At 35.6% G+C, this 19,962-nt stretch carries 16 protein-coding genes; all 16 read right to left on the bottom strand.

Annotated features, from left to right (window positions below):
* Positions 1-113: 113 nt before the first annotated feature.
* Complete coding sequence (gene hisIE / locus HX049_RS06940; RefSeq protein WP_006258513.1) at positions 114-710, bottom strand: bifunctional phosphoribosyl-AMP cyclohydrolase/phosphoribosyl-ATP diphosphatase HisIE; 597 nt, start codon at positions 708-710, stop codon at positions 114-116.
* Positions 707-1,459, bottom strand: a complete 753-nt coding sequence (gene hisF / locus HX049_RS06935; protein ID WP_006258514.1) for an imidazole glycerol phosphate synthase subunit HisF — start codon at positions 1,457-1,459, stop codon at positions 707-709. Before hisF ends, hisIE begins: the two co-directional genes overlap by 4 nt.
* Positions 1,453-2,166 (bottom strand): 1-(5-phosphoribosyl)-5-[(5-phosphoribosylamino)methylideneamino]imidazole-4-carboxamide isomerase, encoded by a 714-nt coding sequence (gene hisA, locus HX049_RS06930; RefSeq protein ID WP_006258515.1) that lies wholly within the window; start codon positions 2,164-2,166, stop codon positions 1,453-1,455. Before hisA ends, hisF begins: the two co-directional genes overlap by 7 nt.
* Positions 2,163-2,744, bottom strand: a complete 582-nt coding sequence (gene hisH / locus HX049_RS06925) for an imidazole glycerol phosphate synthase subunit HisH (RefSeq protein WP_006258516.1) — start codon at positions 2,742-2,744, stop codon at positions 2,163-2,165. The genes hisA and hisH overlap by 4 nt, the downstream gene beginning before the upstream one ends.
* Positions 2,741-3,832 carry a bifunctional histidinol-phosphatase/imidazoleglycerol-phosphate dehydratase HisB gene (hisB, locus tag HX049_RS06920; protein ID WP_039330257.1) on the bottom strand — a complete coding sequence of 364 codons (1,092 nt, stop codon included), beginning with the start codon at positions 3,830-3,832 and terminating at the stop codon, positions 2,741-2,743. Before hisB ends, hisH begins: the two co-directional genes overlap by 4 nt.
* Positions 3,825-4,871 carry a histidinol-phosphate transaminase gene (gene hisC / locus HX049_RS06915; protein WP_059050986.1) on the bottom strand — a complete coding sequence of 349 codons (1,047 nt, stop codon included), beginning with the start codon at positions 4,869-4,871 and terminating at the stop codon, positions 3,825-3,827. The genes hisB and hisC overlap by 8 nt, the downstream gene beginning before the upstream one ends.
* Positions 4,864-6,153 carry a histidinol dehydrogenase gene (gene hisD / locus HX049_RS06910; protein ID WP_039330261.1) on the bottom strand — a complete coding sequence of 430 codons (1,290 nt, stop codon included), beginning with the start codon at positions 6,151-6,153 and terminating at the stop codon, positions 4,864-4,866. The genes hisC and hisD overlap by 8 nt, the downstream gene beginning before the upstream one ends.
* An 11-nt stretch (positions 6,154-6,164) precedes the next feature.
* A complete protein-coding gene (gene hisG, locus HX049_RS06905; protein WP_006258520.1) occupies positions 6,165-7,022 on the bottom strand; it encodes an ATP phosphoribosyltransferase in 858 nt (285 codons plus the stop codon).
* 343 nt (positions 7,023-7,365) lie between these two features.
* Positions 7,366-8,652, bottom strand: a complete 1,287-nt coding sequence (locus HX049_RS06900; protein WP_029988614.1) for a DUF6051 family protein — start codon at positions 8,650-8,652, stop codon at positions 7,366-7,368.
* Between the two features lie 108 nt (positions 8,653-8,760).
* Entirely contained in the window at positions 8,761-9,225 is a 465-nt protein-coding gene (locus HX049_RS06895; RefSeq protein ID WP_286415044.1) for a hypothetical protein, read from the bottom strand.
* A 98-nt stretch (positions 9,226-9,323) separates the two neighbouring features.
* Entirely contained in the window at positions 9,324-10,769 is a 1,446-nt protein-coding gene (locus HX049_RS06890; protein ID WP_016648963.1) for an aminopeptidase P family protein, read from the bottom strand.
* A 37-nt stretch (positions 10,770-10,806) separates the two neighbouring features.
* Positions 10,807-11,847 carry a hypothetical protein gene (locus tag HX049_RS06885; RefSeq protein WP_059050984.1) on the bottom strand — a complete coding sequence of 347 codons (1,041 nt, stop codon included), beginning with the start codon at positions 11,845-11,847 and terminating at the stop codon, positions 10,807-10,809.
* A gap of 257 nt (positions 11,848-12,104) precedes the next feature.
* Positions 12,105-12,509, bottom strand: coding sequence for a DUF2262 domain-containing protein (locus HX049_RS06880; RefSeq protein WP_006258525.1), 405 nt, complete (start codon positions 12,507-12,509; stop codon positions 12,105-12,107).
* A gap of 2 nt (positions 12,510-12,511) precedes the next feature.
* Positions 12,512-13,144: a hypothetical protein gene (locus HX049_RS06875; protein WP_006258526.1), complete on the bottom strand. Its 633-nt coding sequence runs from the start codon at positions 13,142-13,144 to the stop codon at positions 12,512-12,514.
* Positions 13,145-13,150: 6 nt separating this feature from the next.
* Positions 13,151-14,827 (bottom strand): hypothetical protein, encoded by a 1,677-nt coding sequence (locus HX049_RS06870; RefSeq protein WP_006258527.1) that lies wholly within the window; start codon positions 14,825-14,827, stop codon positions 13,151-13,153.
* 71 nt (positions 14,828-14,898) lie between these two features.
* Positions 14,899-19,962 (bottom strand): DUF4132 domain-containing protein, encoded by a 5,064-nt coding sequence (locus tag HX049_RS06865; protein WP_059050982.1) that lies wholly within the window; start codon positions 19,960-19,962, stop codon positions 14,899-14,901.

Below are 19,962 nucleotides of genomic sequence, written 5' to 3'. Positions count from 1 at the left end.
GTTTTGTTTTGACATATAGCTTATCAAAATTCGCATATTTAGAAAATATTTTTTTCTAAACCGAAATATTAGAATTTTAAAACAAGACTATATATCACTACATATAGGGATAGTTATTTAAGGTGTCTTTCTTTTAAAACAGATTCTATATCACTTAGAGTAAATCCTTTTGCTTTTAATAAAATAAGGTAGTGATATAATAAGTCTGCTGCTTCATTCTTAAAAAGAGTATCATTATCGTCTTTGGCTTCGATAACTAACTCCACTGCTTCTTCTCCTACTTTTTGAGCAACTTTATTGATTCCTCTCTTAAATAGTTGATTGGTATAAGATGATTCTACATTGTTATCAATACGCTCACTGATGATATTCTCTAAGATGTAAACAAAACCTTTATCACAAATCTCTCCAAAGCACGAAGTACTTCCTGTATGGCAAGTAGCTCCAATAGCTTCTACTTTTATCAATAGGCAGTCTCTATCACAGTCAGTCAAAATCTCTTTTACTAGTAAATAATTACCTGAAGTTTCTCCTTTAGTCCAGAGTCTATTTTTAGTACGGCTATAGAACGTTACTTTACCTTCTGTAATCGTCTGTTGATAGGCTTCTTCATTCATATAGCCTTGCATCAATACCTGCATGGAATCCTTATCTTGAATAATCACAGGTACTAACCCGTTGCCTTTATTAAAATCTATATCTAGTTTCATCTTACACTTATATTATTTGTTTTTAATATTTGCTTTAACTCTGGTATACTTATTTCTCCATAGTGAAATATACTAGCCGCTAACGCACCTGTCGCTTGCGTCTGAGTAAACACTTGTGCAAAGTGATCTATACTCCCAGCGCCCCCAGATACGATCACGGGTATATTTACCGTTTTAGCTACCTCAGCTGTAATATCCAGTGCAAAGCCCGCTTTCGTACCGTCATTATTCATTGAGGTTAACAGTATCTCACCTGCTCCTAAACTAGCTACTTGCTTTGCCCAGTCTATAGTCTTTAACTTAGTCTTGATACGCCCTCCTGCACTGTATACCCACCATTCACCCTCTTCGTACTTCGTGTCTATCGCTACTACTGCACATTGACTCCCCAATGCCTGAGCGATCTCCTGTATTAGCTCAGGTCTCTTGATAGCAGCTGAATTGACACTTACTTTATCTGCGCCTGCTCTCACTAAATCTATTGCTTGTTCTCTAGTACTAATGCCGCCACCTACGGTAAAAGGGATATTAATCTGACTCGCAATCTCATTGACTAAACTGATCAGCGTCTTCCTATTCTCTATCGTAGCTGTAATATCCAGAAAGACTAATTCGTCTGCGCCCTCTACCACATAGCGTTTTGCCAACGCTATAGGATCACCAGCTCGCTGTATATCAACGAAGTTAACCCCTTTGACTACCTCACCATTCTGAATATCCATACACGCTATTACTCTCTTCTTTAGCATAATTCACTCAACTCTTTTAATGTTATTCTTCCTTCATAGATCGCTTTTCCGATGATCACTCCTTCACAACCTATCTCTTTTAGCTTGTATAATTCTGCTACCGTAGTTAATCCTCCACTAGCGATCAGTTTCACCTCAGTATTCGTTATAATCTCTTTATACAACTCAATAGCAGGTCCGTTTAGCATTCCATCTTTTTCTATATCAGTGACTATGGTATAGGATACTCCTCTCTGCTCATACGATTGGATAAACTCTAGCACATCTGTATCCGCAGAGTCTAACCACCCTTGGGTCATAATCTTGCGCTGTTTACAGTCTGCTCCTAATATAATCTGCTCACTTCCGTATCGCTCTAACCATGTTAAGAATAGCTCAGGCTTAGTCGCCGCTATACTTCCTACAGTCACTTGCTTAGCTCCACTGTTAAAGGCAGTGATGATATCCGAGTCATTCTTAATACCTCCACCAAAATCTATCTGTAGATTGGTCTGAGTAGCTATCTCTTCTAATACCTTAGCATTCATTATTTGGCTTGACTTAGCGCCGTCTAGATCCACTACGTGTAAATACTTAATTCCTGCATCTTCAAACTGCTTCGCTACCTCTACTGGACTTGTATTATACACTTTAGAGGTATTATAATCTCCTTTTGATAGTCGAACACACTGTCCGTCTATTATATCTATCGCTGGTATGATTCTCATAATTCTAAAAAATTCTTCAATAATAGTTCTCCTACTTTACCTGACTTCTCAGGGTGAAACTGTACTGCATAAAAATTACCTTTAGCTAAAGCAGCCGAAAAGGGCACGATATAATTATTAACAGCAATAGTATCCTTAGATAAAGTAGCATAATAACTGTGTACAAAGTAGAAATCATCTAGCTCTTCAATCCCTTTAAACAAGGTCTCTTCTTCTATCATATCACAATTATTCCATCCCATATGAGGAACAATATCTGTGGCAGGAAAAAGCTTTACTTCATTGTCAAAGACACCTAATCCTACTACATTCCCTTCTTCACTAGAATTGCACAACAATTGCATTCCTAAACATATCCCTAGTATAGGCTGTTTTAAACTTACGATAACCTTATCCAATCCTTTATCTACTAAATACCTCATCGCAGAAGAAGCCTCTCCTACTCCTGGAAAAATCACTTTATCCGCAGAGGTAAGTATCGCTACATCATCTGTGACTATGGTCTGATACCCTAGTCGTTCTATAGCATTCTGTACAGACTGTACATTTCCTGCATTGTATTTTAAGATTGCGATCATAGTATGCCTTTAGTACTTGGTATATTATAGTTCTCCGTTTTACTTACTGCCATCTTTATTGCTTTAGCAAAGGCTTTAAAGATCGACTCTATCTTGTGGTGCTCATTGTCACCTTCTACCTTTATATTCAGGTTGCAACTCGCTGCATCAGCAAAAGATTTAAAGAAGTGATAGAACATCTCTGTTGGCATATCTCCTACTTTCTCTCTCTTAAACTCTGCGTCCCACATCAGCCATGCTCTCCCTCCAAAGTCTATAGCTACCTGAGCTAAACACTCATCCATCGGTAGTAAAAAGCCATATCTCTCTATGCCTTTCTTATTGCCTAAGGCACGCTTAAACGCAGAACCTAGTGCAATAGCTGTATCTTCTATTGTGTGGTGCTCATCTACTTGTAAGTCACCTTTGACTTTTATCTTTAAACCTATATTACCATGTCTATTGACTTGTTCTAACATATGATCAAAGAATCCTAAACCTGTCTCGATAACACAGTCTTTAGCGCTGTCTAGATTCACTTCTATATCAATCGTAGTCTCATTCGTCTTTCTGTATTCTTTACCTATACGGGGTTGTTGCTTTAAGAACTGATAGATCTCCTGCCAATCTATTGTGCTCAATGTGGCACGCTCATCTGCAACTTCATTGATATAAATAACTTTGCTTCCTAAGTTCTCTGCTAACTGTATATCTGTCAACCTATCGCCTAAGACATAAGAGTTCGTTAAATCATAATCTCCATAGACATACTTACCTAACATTCCTAATCCAGGTTTACGCGTAGGTTTATTTTCATAGTCAAAAGAGTTATCTACATAAATATCTGTAAATGTCACTCCCTCTCCTGCTAGTGTATCCAATATAAAGTTCTGCACAGGCCAAAAGGTATCTTCTGGAAATGAAGCAGTTCCTAGCCCATCTTGATTACTAACTAAAACTAAAGTGTAATCTAACTCTCTCGCTATCTTAGACAAACTAGAAATAGCCTTAGGTAAGAATACCAACTTCTCAAAACTATCAATCTGAAAGTCTTCAGGTTCTTTAATAATAGTTCCGTCTCTATCAATAAATAATACTTTCTTACTCACGATCTATTGTTTTTAATGCAGTTATTAATTGGTTATTTTCCTCTGGTGTACCTATCGAAATACGCAAAGTATTCTCTACGACCTTACTTCTATTTCTCACGATAATTTGCTTATTAATCAAGGCTTCATATACCTTATCCTCATTACCAAATTCAACTAATAGATAATTAGTCTGTGAGGGACATACTCTCTTCACAATAGAAAGTTGCTTCAACTCTTGGATGAGTTTCTCTCTTTCCTCGATAAGTAGCTTTATCCTTTGTTGAAATCCCTCTGTATCTTGTAGTTGCTTTATAGCTTCTTCTTGTGTTACACTACTTAGATTATAAGGAGATTTTACCTTGTTAAAATAAGAGATTAACTCCTCACTCATCCATGCCATACCGATGCGAAGTCCTGCCATTCCCCATCCCTTAGAAAGAGTCTGTAGAACAATAAGATTGTTATACTTCACTAACTCCTCTAACCAAGAAGGCTCATTGCTAAAGTCTATATAAGCTTCGTCTATAATGACTATCCCTTTAAATCTCGTTAATAATGCTGTGATACTGTTTCTATCTAATAGATTACCCGTAGGATTATTAGGCGAACAGATAAACATCAGCTTCACAGTAGGGTCTTCTAAATAAGGTTCTACTACTGCTAGTTCTAAATCAAATGCATCATCTAGAGGAAGTGTGATTAACTCAACAGCGTTAATATTAGCATATACTTCATACATCCCATAAGTAGGGGTAAATACGATAGCTTTATCCTTACTAGGTTCACAGAATATTCGATAGGCTAAATCAATCGCTTCATCACTTCCGTTACCTAAAAATAATTGGTCTGGGTTTCCTCCTTTTATCTGACTAATGGTTTTCTTTAACTCTACTTGATATGGATCAGGATAGCGATTCACTATACCATACGGATTCTCATTTGCATCTAAGAATATTCCTATATCACCTTTGTACTCATCCCGTGCACTTGTATAAGGGGATAAAACCTTAATATTAGGGCGAACTAATTCGTTTATACTTATTTTATTATTACTCATTGCTTAGTTTTTTAAGGCGAATACTAACAGCATTTTTATGAGCGATTAACTCTTCTGCCTCTGCCATTACTTCAATTGTTTTACCTATGTTCTTTAGTCCTTGTTTCGTTAACTTTTGAAAAGTAACCTTCTTTACAAAGCTGTCTACCGATACGCCACTATAGCTCTTAGCATAGCCATTAGTAGGTAGGGTGTGATTCGTACCACTCGCATAATCACCAGCACTCTCACAAGAATAAGCACCTAAGAATACAGAACCTGCATTGATCACTAAGTCTATATACTTCTCAGCATTCTCTATATTTAAGATTAAGTGTTCAGGCGCATAAGCATTGCTAAAAGCAATACATTCTTCTATAGTCGATAATTCTATCATCAAGCTATTATTAAGCGTCTGTTTCGCTAAGTCTCTTCGAGGTAGTTCCTCAAGCTGTTTCTCCAATGCCTCAGCTACTTCACTTATCTTCTGCTTCGTTGTGGTCACAAAGACTACTTGACTATCTGTTCCGTGCTCCGCCTGTGATAATAGATCTGCTGCTATATAATCTGCATCAGCCTCTTGATCTGCAACGACTAAGACCTCACTTGGCCCTGCTGGCATATCGATAGCTATGCCTTGTGCCTGTACTAACTCTTTAGCCTTAGTTACATATTGATTACCAGGGCCAAATATCTTATAGACTTGAGGCACTGTCTCTGTACCATACGCCATGGCAGCAATAGCTTGTGCTCCACCAATCTTAAAGATAGTCTCTATACCTAGGTACTGCGCAGCATAAAGAACTACCTCATTTACTTTGCCTTGTTTATTACACGGTGTACACAATACTAATTCTTTACAACCTGCTAGTTGAGCAGGAATAGTTAACATTAATAATGTGGAGAATAACGGAGCTGTACCACCCGGTATATAAAGCCCTACCTTCTCTATTCCTACACTCTTTCTCCAGCAAGTCACTCCTTCTGTCGTCTCTACTTTATCTTCTGTAGATAACTGAGACTGGTGAAACGTTCTGATATTCGATGCAGCTATAGCTATAGCATCTTTGATATCCTGATTAACTAAAGTAGCGGCTTCTTCTATCTCCTGTCTACTTACTCTGAAGTCTGTTAACTGTACTCCATCAAATAATGAAGTATAATTCTGAATAGCCTGATCTCCTCTTTCTTTAACTTGTTTGAGTACTGTACTGATACTCTCATTTAGACTTTCTGTTGTGATAATAGGACGCTTTGTTAACCCTATCCATTCTTCTCTTGCAGGTTTATATACTGTTATCATAGCTTCTTATTTTAGTAAATCATTTTTTCTATCGGAGCTACTAGAATTCCCTCTGCTCCTAAGGCTTTTAACTCGTCGATGATATCCCAGAATTGGTCTTCTTGGATAACAGAGTGTAGACTACTCCAACCTTCATCTGCTAAGGGTAAAACAGTAGGACTCTTCATCCCTGGTAGTATAGAGATGATCTGTTCTAACTTATCATTAGGAGCATTTAATAAAATATACTTGCGTTCCTTAGCATTTAAAACAGACTTAATTCTAAACAAGAGTTTGTCTAATAAGACTTGTTTCTCCTCTCCTAAAGCTTGGTTGCTAATTAAGACTGCTTGGCTGTCTAGCACCTTGTCTACTTCTTTAAGTCCATTAGACATTAGCGTAGATCCACTACTCACGATATCGCATACCCCATTAGCTAGCCCTATGCTAGGTGCTATTTCCACACTTCCTGAGATAAACTCTATAGAAGCATTCACGCCTTGTTGTTTTAAGTATTTTTCTAGGATAAAGGGATAAGAAGTTGCAATCTTTTTGCCTTCAAAGTAAGTAATACCAGTATAGTCAACTTCTTTAGATACAGCTAAACTCAATCTACAACTACCAAAGCCTAGGTATTCTAATACCTTAACAGGTAGATTAGCCTCTAAGTACACATTCTCTCCTACAATACCGATATCAGCTACTTGTTGTTCTACATATTTCGTTACATCATCATCACGCAAGAACAGTACTTCGATAGGGAAGTTCTTACTTTCGGCAATTAGTTTACCACCACCATTGGGAAACTTAATGCCACATTCTTTTAATAATTCTAGGGATTTCTCACTAAGACGTCCACTTTTTTGGATTGCAATTTTTAATTTACTCATATTATTTTTTGATTAAAATGTTCGAGTAAACCGATAGGAAGTATCAAATAGCAATACGCTTAAAAACAAAAAATCCCGTCTGATTTACTCAAACGGGATAATTAGATATTTTGGTTTCAAATACACCATATCATTACCAGCTCGTAAGAGTACAAGTAGAATGATGATGATGATGTAATTGACTTGGATACATGTCTTTTTTGTTTATTTGATAAGTCAAATGTATATATAATTTTAATACACTTGGTTAATTATTTTTATTTATTTCTTATACTTTTCAAATATCGCCTATTTAAAACAGCTTTCAAACTCAATGAGAGCAAGCCTTTTAACCTATTAATAACTACAGATAAAAATTAGCCATTTTAGCCATTGTTAGATTAAAATGAGTATCCACTTCTTCTGCATTCTTGATTGTTAAAGGGAAAGGAACCATATGACTATAGGAGAAAGGATAGTCTAAAATATCCACTCCAATAGGCACATCTCTATACGGTCCTTTTAGCATATTTAAAGCTTCTACAGCAGGAGCTACCTCATCATTTTTAAGGTTGACAGAGTAGATTTGATTCTCTAATTCTTTTAAGCGTTCTTCTCTTTCTTCTTGGTGATGATTGTAACGAAGCATTGTTTTAAACCAACTCTCCCCTGGGTGTAATTCTTTGGATTGATAGTGATTTAGACGAGGTTCTGCTATAAACTTAGTTGTCAGTAATTGAGCAAAGACTTTTTGCATCATAATAGTTGCTTTTCCATCCATAATATACTTCGATACTGGGAACATACGATCAATAGTCATTCCTCCACAGAAGCAAACTAACTTAGCATTATTCAATATGCCATTAGGATTCGCCATCAGAATAATAATAGATAAAAACGAGCCTATAGAATATCCAAACAAATCAATAGAAGCTGTTTTAGAAAGACTCGGGAACTTACCTTCTCTTAGTTGAGTCTCCCATTGTATAAAATCGTAATATGTCTGTAATCCCGACCAAAACATACGTTGTGGATTAGCCTCCATACGTGTACTCAATGCTGCATTGACATAGCTCGTATCTGAATTCTCTTGCCAATGCATCGCTCTCTTCTGAGCCACCTCAAACATCAGTTTTCGATCAGACCATTCAAGAGGTGCTCTATCCATGTGAAAGCTTATAGGAAACAAGACTAGGGCTTTTTTAGTACGTTTTGCTAACTCATATGCCCAAGGTAGATACTTATCCCACTTCTTCTCATTTAAGCCGTGAAACATGACTATAGTCTCTTCTGAAACCTCTTGCTCTAATGTCTTTAAAACAATAATCTTAAACTTCTTATTCTCCTCTACACTATAATCAGAAATATCTAATAGGTGATCTGTATCTGTAATCAGCTTACAAAAAGTATCTTCAAAACTCTCGTGATGTTCATCACAATACAATTTATCTGAACCACATAGTACATTAGCTGCTTGTGTAGATTCAAAATCGTATTTAAAGAATTCAATACCTAGTTCTTCACTTTTTATATAGTCATCTTCTGTATTAAAAAGCTTTTTGAGTTGATCGTGTAATTGGTAGTAATGCATGGCGTTAGGATTAGGTTGATTTAAAATACTATGTATGCATAGTATTAACGCAATAACCATTGACATTATTACACAAATCAGACATTATTAATATATAATTATTTTGAACTACTACTTGTATTTATTATATCACCAATCGTTATTTCAATTAATTATAGAAAATATAATCTACTTTTTATAAGACAGACCTGATATACTACTTGCACTTCTAGGATCATATACAGACCATAAAGTTCCCCACTCAAAAGCGATACTCCACTGAGGATAAGGTGAATTCTTTTTCTTTCCTTTCTCCCCTGACAGTTTACGCATAAAAGAATTATTGCGTTCAAAGACTTCCATCTCCTTCTTTTCTGACCAATCATCCCAAGTCTTAGCATCTCTGTCATCGCTAGTGTATATATACATACTCTCTAAGCTATCTCCAAAGAAGCAAATACTAATCCGAACTTGATACCCTTCCCAATCAAAATGATTAAAACCATACCAGAAATATCCTGTATTAACATCTCTAAAGCTATCATATTTAGCCTTGTAATAGTCTGTTTGTTTTAATTCTTCTAACTGCATTCCCTTATACAGTCTACAATTAAATTCTTCTAAAAATATACTGCCATTTGTTTTATCTAACATCCCCATGTGTACACTTATTAAACATTTATACTTCTATATAAAAAGCCGATAAGTTTATTAGTACTTATCGGCTTCATATTAAATATAAAAATAGCTTCTTAGTAATTAGATTTATAATCTTCTATCTCCGCAACAGTTCTGATTAACTCTGGCCCTAAATATTGATAACCATTGTCTTTAATCAAGAAGTTGTCCTCAATACGGATACCTCCAAAGTGAGCGAACTGTTTTACCTTGTCATAATTAATAAACTCTGCATATTTTTTCTCTGCCTCCCACATCTCGATTAGCTCTGGAATAAAGTAAATACCTGGCTCTACAGTTAGTACATGTCCTGCTTTTAGCTCTTTTCCTAAACGCAATGATTTAATACCAAACTGCTTCGTATCCTTAGGGTCTTCTGCTGTATATCCTACATACTGTTCTCCTAAATCTTCCATATCATGTACATCAAGTCCCATCATATGCCCTAATCCACACTGGAAGAACATCGTATGCGCATGATTAGCTACAGCATCTTGTGCATTTCCTTTCATAAATCCTAAGTCGATTAACCCTTCTGCTAATATCTCACAGGCTTTTAGGTGTACATTTTTATACTTCACGCCTGCTTTTAACTCTGCCTTAGCTCCTTCAAAAGAATTAAGAACTACATTGTAAAGATCACGTTGTTCTGGTGTGAAAGTCTTATCTACAGGATATGTACGCGTCAAGTCAGATGCGTACCCCATTGGCGTCTCACAACCAGAGTCATTTAACAATAACTTACCCGACTGTAAAGTATTCATCTTATAATGATTGTGTAAAATACCTCCGTTGATTGTCACAATAGAGTTATAAGCTAACTCACAGTTATGACTCCCTGCCACATTTTGAATAGCACTCACGATCTCATACTCCTTCACTCCAGGCTTAGCCATACGCATAGCCAATAAGTGCATCTGATTAGATACTTTTAGTGCTTCTTCTATCTGTACTATTTCTTGTGCTTCTTTGATTTCTCGTTGTGCTACGATAGCTTGAATCATCGGCACAGATGGTTTAAAGTCTACTATAGAAATATGTAGTAACTCACTTAATAAAATCTTGTTGAATGATTGGTAAGGAGGTAGGTAGTGAATATTTCTTTTCACGCTCATAGCAGTCGCTAAATAAATAGCTAATTCTGCATAAGGTCTTGTCTCTACTACACCTGCTTTCTCACATTTTTCTTTTAAAGTCTCTTGACGTCCCATCCATACAATAGCATCCATAGACATCTCATCTCCAAATACGATTGTCTTATGCTCATCTAAATCAATGATAGCAGCTAAGTGTGGTTGTTGGATACCAAAGTAGTACAAAAACGTACTATCCTGTCTGAAATGTGAAGCATTGTCAGCAAAGTTGATTGGATTCTCTATATTTCCTAAAAACAATAAGATTCCCTTTGCTTGAATATTTTGTTGAAGAACTTCTCTTCTTCTCTTATAAGTTTCTGTATTAAACATGGTATTGTTGGTTTGATCCTCCCAAGGTAACAACTTTGTCTGATATATACTCACAAATTGAGTAGTTTTTATCTAGTTGTTAGAGCAGGTGCTAATTCTTATAAATATCTATTGAAAAGAACTGTTGTACTTTATCATATACATCTTGGTCTAGTGCTACTTCTTTTAAGAAAAGTACATATTCAAAGTCCATCAATTGACGTTTGACAGGCATAGAAAGTATGTGTACTACTAGCTCATCTGCGATATACTTTTGTTGTTCTTTGTTAGCAGAGTGATAGACCTCTTTTACTAAGAAATTATAATAGGTCTTACCTTCTATTTTCTTGTTTACAAAGTGTTCGAAGGTCTTATAAACAATATTCTTAATCACCTCTTCCCACACTGATTTAACTTGTACATTATTAATGGTCAATGCCAACCAATGTATATACTCATCATAGAACAAATCAATCTTCTTACTATACGTTCTAATGCGATTCTGAAAGTCTGTCATGGTTTCGATCACAGTCGAAAAGATATCCAATGTGATTGGTTTATTAATACTGACAGTCACATAGTGATTCACAGGCTCTAAAGCAATATTCATCAAGTCCATCAGCTTCTTCACATTCGCCCCTTCTAATGTTTTTCGACGTCCCGCAACCGACTTTATCGTCTGTTCCATAATCTCTCTTACCTGATCTGTGGTGTATTGTGTTTCATCAGTCGAAAAAGTAAGTAAAAAGAGCTGTTCTAAAGGTTTATTCTTTTTAAAGACTTCTGACAGCCATCCTGTGATAGCTTCCTTATCTACACGAAGCATTACTTCTTCTGTCTCAGTTAGCTTTTTCTTTTTAGTCTTCACTCCTGTAGTAGTGGATTTCTTTTTCGTTCCTCCCTTACTATCTTCCATAGCTAGCAATACCGCTACTTTATGGAGGCAAAGTGTTTCTCCATTCGGACAATCACAAGTAAGCGCAGTAATCTTAGCAGCCTGAATAAACAACTGTACATCATAGCTCTGTTCTCCATCATCTACAAAAGCTACATAGTGCCCCTTACTCTCTTGTTCTAGCTCACGAACAGGCAATTGCATTGCTCTATTTTTATCTTTTGTAGTTATTGATTTGATTACTTCTGCTACTTTCATAATACTTTTATTGTCAGAACACAAAGTAACATATTTATCTCCACTATAACACTATTTCAAAGATCGTTTTGAGTATATACTCCTTTTCTACTCATCAGCAAATCTAGTATACTTCTATTCATCTTATTTTAATTGTGATTATAATGACCTCAGTTGAACTTATATACTCACTTATGGTTGTATAAAGTGGGACACTACGATATAAAAAAGGCTTGAGAATTAATTCTCAAGCCTTATATATCTAATTTAATACTTACTTATCCATTCATCGCTACATGAGATTCAAACTCTCCATCAACCATCTCAATAGATAAAATATGATCTCCGAAATATGCTCCGCCTTCATAATTAAACTCTACTTCACCATCTCCAGTAAAATATAACGACAACAGTCCTAACTCATCTCTAAACTGCTCTTCAGACAATCCTTCGTTCTTTTCACTATACACATCATACAGCTCATCTACAATAATATCTTTTCCTTCAGCATTGTATTTCTCTAACTGAACTACTACCTTATTGACATCTTTTAGAATCTCTTCTAACTCATCATCGCCATTATAAATAGAAAGATTAATTACTTCTTCTCCTAAAGTATAATCCATCTCTAATGTTTCTTCATCATATTCTGATATTTTAAAATCTTGTGCTGTTAATATCATATCTATTGTTTGTTTAATGCTTTATCTACTATACTAATCAATTCCTGTGGAGTCATAAACGTATTCATGAATGCTTCTAAACTTCCTTCATTAGTCACTTCACTAAAGAAAACCTCGTGATCAGTACCAAATAATGTAGGATTCTCTTGATTAGGATCGTCTATACAAATATAATAATGATCAGGAAAACCATAACTATAGAATAGCTGTATCATGCTTGGATATTTTGTACCTACTACTCTCTCTATCTCGCTTAGATTAACAAAATCCTCATCCATAAAATCTGTATTCCACTCTTCATAATCATCAGTTCCTTCCTTATAGGGTGTAAAAGGAGTTGCTGTCCAAAACACCTGCCCTCTCCCTTCTTCTGTATGTACATAGTAATGAGCTATCATCTTATCCATAAATGCCTGTCTATCTGACTGAATCAACTCTTGATGCTCATCTATATACTCTCCTAAACCATAGATAGGCTCTTGATCCTCTTCATCTGCCCAAGGTGTATCTTCTGGCTTCGGATATAATACCATATCAAAAGTGATAGACATCAAATCTTCTGCTAATGACTTCCCTTTTACTTGACTAATATCTCCTCCAAGTGCCTGTATTCTATCTAAAATTGTTTGTTTCATTACTATCTACTTTTGTTTTTTCTCGACAAGTGTCTTGATTTTTTTATTCAAACTTCCATCTGTATACCTATACTTCATCAATTTCTGTACGATATCTTTCGCTGAGAATTTCTCTACAATAAACTTAGCCAATCTTTCATCAGTATATCTAGGATAAACAGGAGTTTGTCCAATACTCATAACCTTGTCTAAGTACGATGCAGCATTAAACTTACACATCTGTTCGCCATAAGCCCACATTACATCTTGAGGAACATCTCTACTTAGTACTTCTAGCATTTTCTTATAATTATGCTCTGTTTCCAGAATAGCAAAATACAACATAGAGGCTGATTTTGCATGATGAAAGTTATTTATTAAACTACTTAAAACCTTAGCTCTAAATCTCTTAACCTCTTCAGTATCATCTAAATACTTAATTACATAACTATAATCTTCAAGGTCATAGGTCTCAAAGAAAAGTTGCTTCTTTATATTTGCTAAACCTCTTTTATCCCCATTATTCTCATAAATCTCTTCTAGTATCTCTAGATAAGGTTCGTTATACTCTGTCTGAATATTACTCTCTATTATTTTTAAACAATACTCCTCTACTAGTTTAAGATCTATATCCATTAACCCTTTTAATAATAGCAAATTGTATTCATTCTGAAACCTAACTGGTTTAAACAATTTATAACAATCTTTTAAAACTTGTTGTTCAACAGCTATTATCAAAAAGAACAAATACATCTCTATCTCAACAACATAATTATTATCTTGATAATGCTTCATTATTTTCACTACCTCATCCCCAAAAAGAGAAGTATATCTCTCATCTTTACTTTCGTATAGTTCTATAACTAAAGCTGAAACTAGACTGTAGTGTAAACTATTCTTAGGCTCATACAGTTGTTTCAATAAGTTTACTATCGTATTCTTGACAACATCTTGATCTTTGACATTTAATAATGCTAATACGTATCTTTCAACAAACTTATTCATATAGGTATCAACTCGTTTGCTAGTATAATTCACACTATACTTTAACGTAAATAGAGAAGACATTATCTTTAAATAAAGTTCTAAAGCAATAGGTTTTGTAATATTAACAACGATATATTTATCCACTGGCTCTAATGCAAGTGAAACCAAATCTACCAGCCTCTTAATATCTTTAGCATCTGCATTCTTTCTTTTTCCAAAAACAGAAGTATAAATATCTTTCAATATTTTATCAACGATATCAACACTATATTCGGCACTATCTTGTTTTTTAAAAGTTAATATAAACTCCTGCTCTACCTCCTTATTTTTCTTAAACAATTCAGTCAGCCATGTATACACCTCCTCTTGATTAACATCTTGAAGTAATGCTACACTTTCGCTTATTTTCTTTTTACTCAAAGCTTTTTTCACAACGGGTTTCGTAGCAATTTTCTTCCCTTTTAAGGCATCATTTATTGCCATCAGTAGCTTAGTCTGGTGTGAACACATGACTATATTGTCAATCTCACATTCACAACTTCTACTGACTACAGTACGGCCATCTATTACGATTTGTACATCATAGCTACTTTCTTCGTCATCTACATAAGCTACCCAATGTCCTTTACTCTCTTCCTCTACTTCTCTTAGAGATAGCCTTTCTGTTTTCCTTAATGTCGATTTTTCTACTAATTTTAATATCTGTCCTATTGTCATTACCTTCTTTTTTCTATTGTCAAATATACTTACTCTCCACTAAAGAACTATATCATATATATAAAGATTTTCTACTCTATCTGCCTTAAGATACCCGTATCTCTAATACTCCCATCCCTAGCTAAAATTAAAGCCTTAGACACAATCTCTGTGGTCTTAGGGTCATCATCTACAAAGGGTAGGAACAACTTCCCTCTATCCTGTGTATGTACAGGCTCGATATAGAGATGCGTACCAGATATCAAGTGAATCACACCACTACCGACATGTAAGCTATAGATTCCCTTAGTCCCTGTGATCACAAGGTGGCGTTCTTTGTACTCGATATTTGTTAACTTCAATAATCGTGCTGTTTCTCTCACAACAGCCATACGCATCTGTACCGTAGACAGACTTGTCTCTGGATCTACTCCTCCTACATAAGCGACACTTACCACCAAGTCAAGGTCTCTCATCACCTCACTGAAGACAATAGGATTAACCTCTGTTAGGGCAATCACGTCATCTGAAGAAGCTTTAGTGAACAAGACATGCTCTAAGCTAACATAGTCACCATACTCTGCATTACTACCTCCTAAATAGTCAATATAAACCTCAACTCGAATATCCTCCTCAAAATACAGTTTGCTGTAATTCGCATAGTATTCATACTGCCAGTTTCTTGTCTTAAACAGTCCTAAAGTCTGTTTGTCTTTGACCTGATATCCCGTATAGCGATTAGAGCTACCGATATTTGTTTCCTCTGCTTCGTTGTGTAAATACAACTCTCTAAACACTTGTTTAAAGGGTTGTTCTATCTGTTTGTCAAACAAATAAGCTTGTATATTGACCCATTGTCCACTTTGATATAAACCATAACAGTGTACTATCACGAACTCTTCCTCTCCTTGTACATCCATTACCACGCCATCTATAGTGGTAAATACTCCCTCTACAAACAAACCGTAAACCTCACCACATTTAAAAACCAACTTAGCCAAATGGTGCTTAATAATCGGATGCAGTAACAACTTCTGCATCTCTGCATAAGAGAACGCATCTTGTCTAAGCATTGCCTGCTCTAAATTCAGACGAGAGCGACTATACTGTTCTTTCAGTGCCTTCTGACGTTCTACTAGATCTATGATTTGCTCATTTTTCTTTAGTTTAGCAGGTATCGCTTTTAAGGGCTTATCCCCTTTACTCTTCACTGTCAACTCTACTTTTCCTTCATCAGATACAGTCAAAGAGAATGTATACTCATCCAATACCAGTTCCTTATAGTTCTCTAGAATAGACTGCACTTGTACACTCTCCATAGACCATTGAAAACGCACTGCATCAGTATACCCTGCCGCTCTAGCGATGTTCTGCATCGCTACATTATATATCTTTAAGTCATTCTCTTGGCGCATAGCTCCATACTTCTTAGAACCTTTCTTAAACTGTTCTAATAACTCATATCGATCCATCAAATCTCCTTCTCTATCTGTCTCAGATAAGGGGAATAACCCACATGCACGTACATAGTTTCTATCGCGTTTAGAGATAACCCTCGTTTTCAAGTCTTTCATAGAGACTTTGCCTAACAGCACATCTGCATATAGCTTCACACGAGTATGCCCCTCTACTGCCATAAACTTAGTTGAATCATAAAGCATCTGCCAACGCTCTTCTCCTAGTACGTGATAAAAACTAAAGAACCAATCTATATCTACTACACCTCCTTCAAACTCCTCTAACGCTATAGCAGAATAGCGTTGTATCTGTTTTTGTATCTTGTTTCTCTCCTCTTCTTGTTCGTTATCCAGCAGATGAGCGAACAGCCACCATATCGCTGACTCTAATCCTTGCCAGTCTAAGTAAGTCGTGATGTACTTTATCCACTGCGGACATGCTACAGCCACTTCGATCCATTGTATTGCACTGAAGTTTATCTCTGCTACTTGAGCATTAAACATCTCTTGGCTATCCGTACTTAAAGGTGTTGTTCTACGAATAAGTTTACTATAGATTTGTCCTAATTCCTTAATCGTGATTTGCATCTCTGCATAATAGTAAATACTTTCTTTAGATATCCCTGTGTGCTTGATCTTATGCAATAATCCAAAGAAATACTGCATTCCTTCTATCTCCTGAAAGTCAAAGACAATATCAAATACCTTAGTCGTAGGGTTATCCCTATCCATAACCTGTTGTAAATAATACGCTTTAAACTCAACCAAGACTTGCTGTACTTTATCGTTTATAAATCGCTTTGTAAAAGGAGATAACATTGAACTGAAATAAGACTTTCTATTATCTATAACTACAAGATACTGTATAAACTCATCTCGCGTAATTTCATTCTTATCATAGGCAATAGCCATCAATTCAAAAGGTAACAGATAATAGCTATCATCTACTTTATTACAATTCAATTGACGCCAACGCAATAGTCTGAAATATGCTAAACACTGTTCTTCTGTTAAATCCTCTATAGGTATAAACTCAGCATACCAAGATAAATCTGTATAATCTACCCATGTATAGCTATACTCTTCTCCATAAACAGAAGTGCGTATCTCTAAATCTAATACTTCTTGAGTAATACTGTTGTATATTGTTTTTAAACCATCTAAGCAATAGGTCGTTTTTTCTTTAAATGGATATTGATAGGTTAAACAAGAAAAGACTGTTCCCATCGCATACCAGTAGTTATCATATTTAGCTGAGAGTTCATTATAGAAATAAGGCAACTTCCCATCTAATAATGGTTTTATCAATTCAGGGACCTCTGTTTCTGAAGTAGCGCAACGCAGTAAGAATAAGTCTAATGCATCTAACTTACTATCCATAAACCACTGATTCCATACTTCATACAATGGGTAATCTTGGAAGTGTTGTTCTGCTGTCCATTCATCATCACCTGAATAACTATGCATCTTCGTGAAATGTGTTCCTAAGAGTACCTTCTCTGCTTTTCCATAATTAAAATGTTCATATTCATACATAGCATATTGTTTCATCAGGTGCTCTAGACTATCTAACTCTCGTACTACCTCTTCCCATTTCTTAGAAAGTCCCCAATTATGTGCAATGCGCTGGCTAAATAAAGTATTCTCTTCCACTGAAGGCAATACGACAGCACTCACCACAGTAGCATCGTATAATGCCATATCTGTATCTTGTCCTTCTTTTCCTTGACGCCCAAAGTCACGCAAGAGTACTAAGTATTCTTCTTCCTCTTTAGCATACTGAATACCTAGCTCATCTAACTGTGCAAGCCAAATACCTAGTTGATGGTGTATTTCATCTCTCTGAGCTAGTACCACTAACCCTTCCATTGCTGTTAAACGTTGATTTACATCCTCACTTAATATTAATTGTTCTAACAGTCTATCCTTAAAATCATCTTGTCTAGATATTAATAGGCGGATAAAGTGCTGTTGTGTCTTTTTAAACTTCCCTTTAAAGTATGCTACTATCTCTTCTTCATCTCTACTTGATAAGGTCGCTATTGTTAAGAATCGCATACAACCAAAAGCTATTGTCTCTTTGCGTTCTTTCAGATAAGCGAAAGCTAACTCATTTTGCACCTCATAGGTAGGTTGTATCTCTCCTTTAAAACTATATCCATACCCCTGAAGTCCATATTCTTTACCTCCAAACAACAATACGTTTAATAACTCTTCTTTAAAATCAACAGTAAAGGTATTTCGCTTGTCTATAAACAGCCTCGCCTTCTCTGATGACTCCTCTGTCAAATACAACAGTGAAGTCAATAACTCTTCTTTATTTAACTCAAAGCTTCTGTAATAATCTGGTATTACACTACTCTTCAAGATAAGTGTCTTTCCACTTTTATATTGTTCATATAAGTCATAAAACACTTGGTATATGTCTTCATAGTTTTCTTGTCGAATAAAATACCTCGAAGCTCTACTCCCTTCCAAATATTGGTTTATTCTATTTAGAAGCATAGCGATAAACTCTTGATCTCTACTTTCTAATATTTTATTAAATAGGACAGACTCTACCGTATATTCATTAAAGTTTGGTAAGAACTCTAATATTACAAGCTGAAACTTGCGCTCTACTTCCTCAAATGCACTCTCAACAAAGCCAAACGCCATCTCTCTGTGTATCCATAGATAACAGTGCATCAATGCGTAAAACTCTTTTTCATTAAACGTAGATAATTCTTTCTCGTCAAAATAGTCATAGTGATTTATAGCATAGAGCATCAACTCACATAGTCGCTTTACATTATCTTGTTTGTCATCCTCTACATGACTTCTAAAGTGGTATGCTAATTCTGTACGCACTGCTTCATAACGCACTAAATTATGAGAGAGAATAACTTCTAAAAAATACTTTAAGTTAGCTACCTGTACATGTGATAATAACCTCGTAATATCTTGTCTAATTCCCTCTTCACGACCAGCGTTTACCAATATATCTTTTACTTTCTCCCAATACTTTGATTGCTTTGAAGCCATTAGCATCAATAAAAAAGAAGGTGTCCATCGTCCATGCTCATTATCCCCATCACAGATAGTATCGACTACCTCGATTAACTGCCCTTCTCCACTATCTAAAGCTACTGCCCATACATAAGGAAGATAGTTAGGTAGCGAGAGGTGCATACTATACTCCACCTGCTTATGAAGTGGCAACTCTATGCTATAGGAATCATAGTTATGATTATCATAGAACGATATACCATATAACAGTCCTGAAATAACATTACACTGTTTTAAGAATGTATATTCTGCATTATGCCACGTCGCTTCTTTTATATCATATTGTCCTCCTAAGATATATTCATCCACTCGATCTAATAATTCCTGTACCCAAGGCGCTAACTTCTCTCCAAAAAAGTACACCAATAAAGCGTAATACTCCACTTCTCTCCACATCCCAACAGAATTACTTGCTAGCATCTCTACAAAAGTCTCATCATAACGCGTAAATACCTTAGGGCTATAAATAGAATCTTCTGGATTACTACTATTGCCAGTAAAATGTAGTCCTAATATAGCGATATGTGGTTCTAACTTTACACCAGCATAATCCTGGTTATACACCATCGCATAAAGCTCCTCATGCATCTCTGCATAAGTACGGTTCTCTACTTGATAATCTCTTAGTATAGTTACAATATTATTATTCAT

This window comes from Myroides odoratimimus (genome assembly GCF_030326305.1).
Classification (GTDB): Bacteria; Bacteroidota; Bacteroidia; order Flavobacteriales; family Flavobacteriaceae; genus Flavobacterium; species Flavobacterium odoratimimum_A.
The sequence above is the reverse complement of the archived record's forward strand: the minus strand, read 5'-3'. Positions and strand labels throughout refer to the sequence as shown.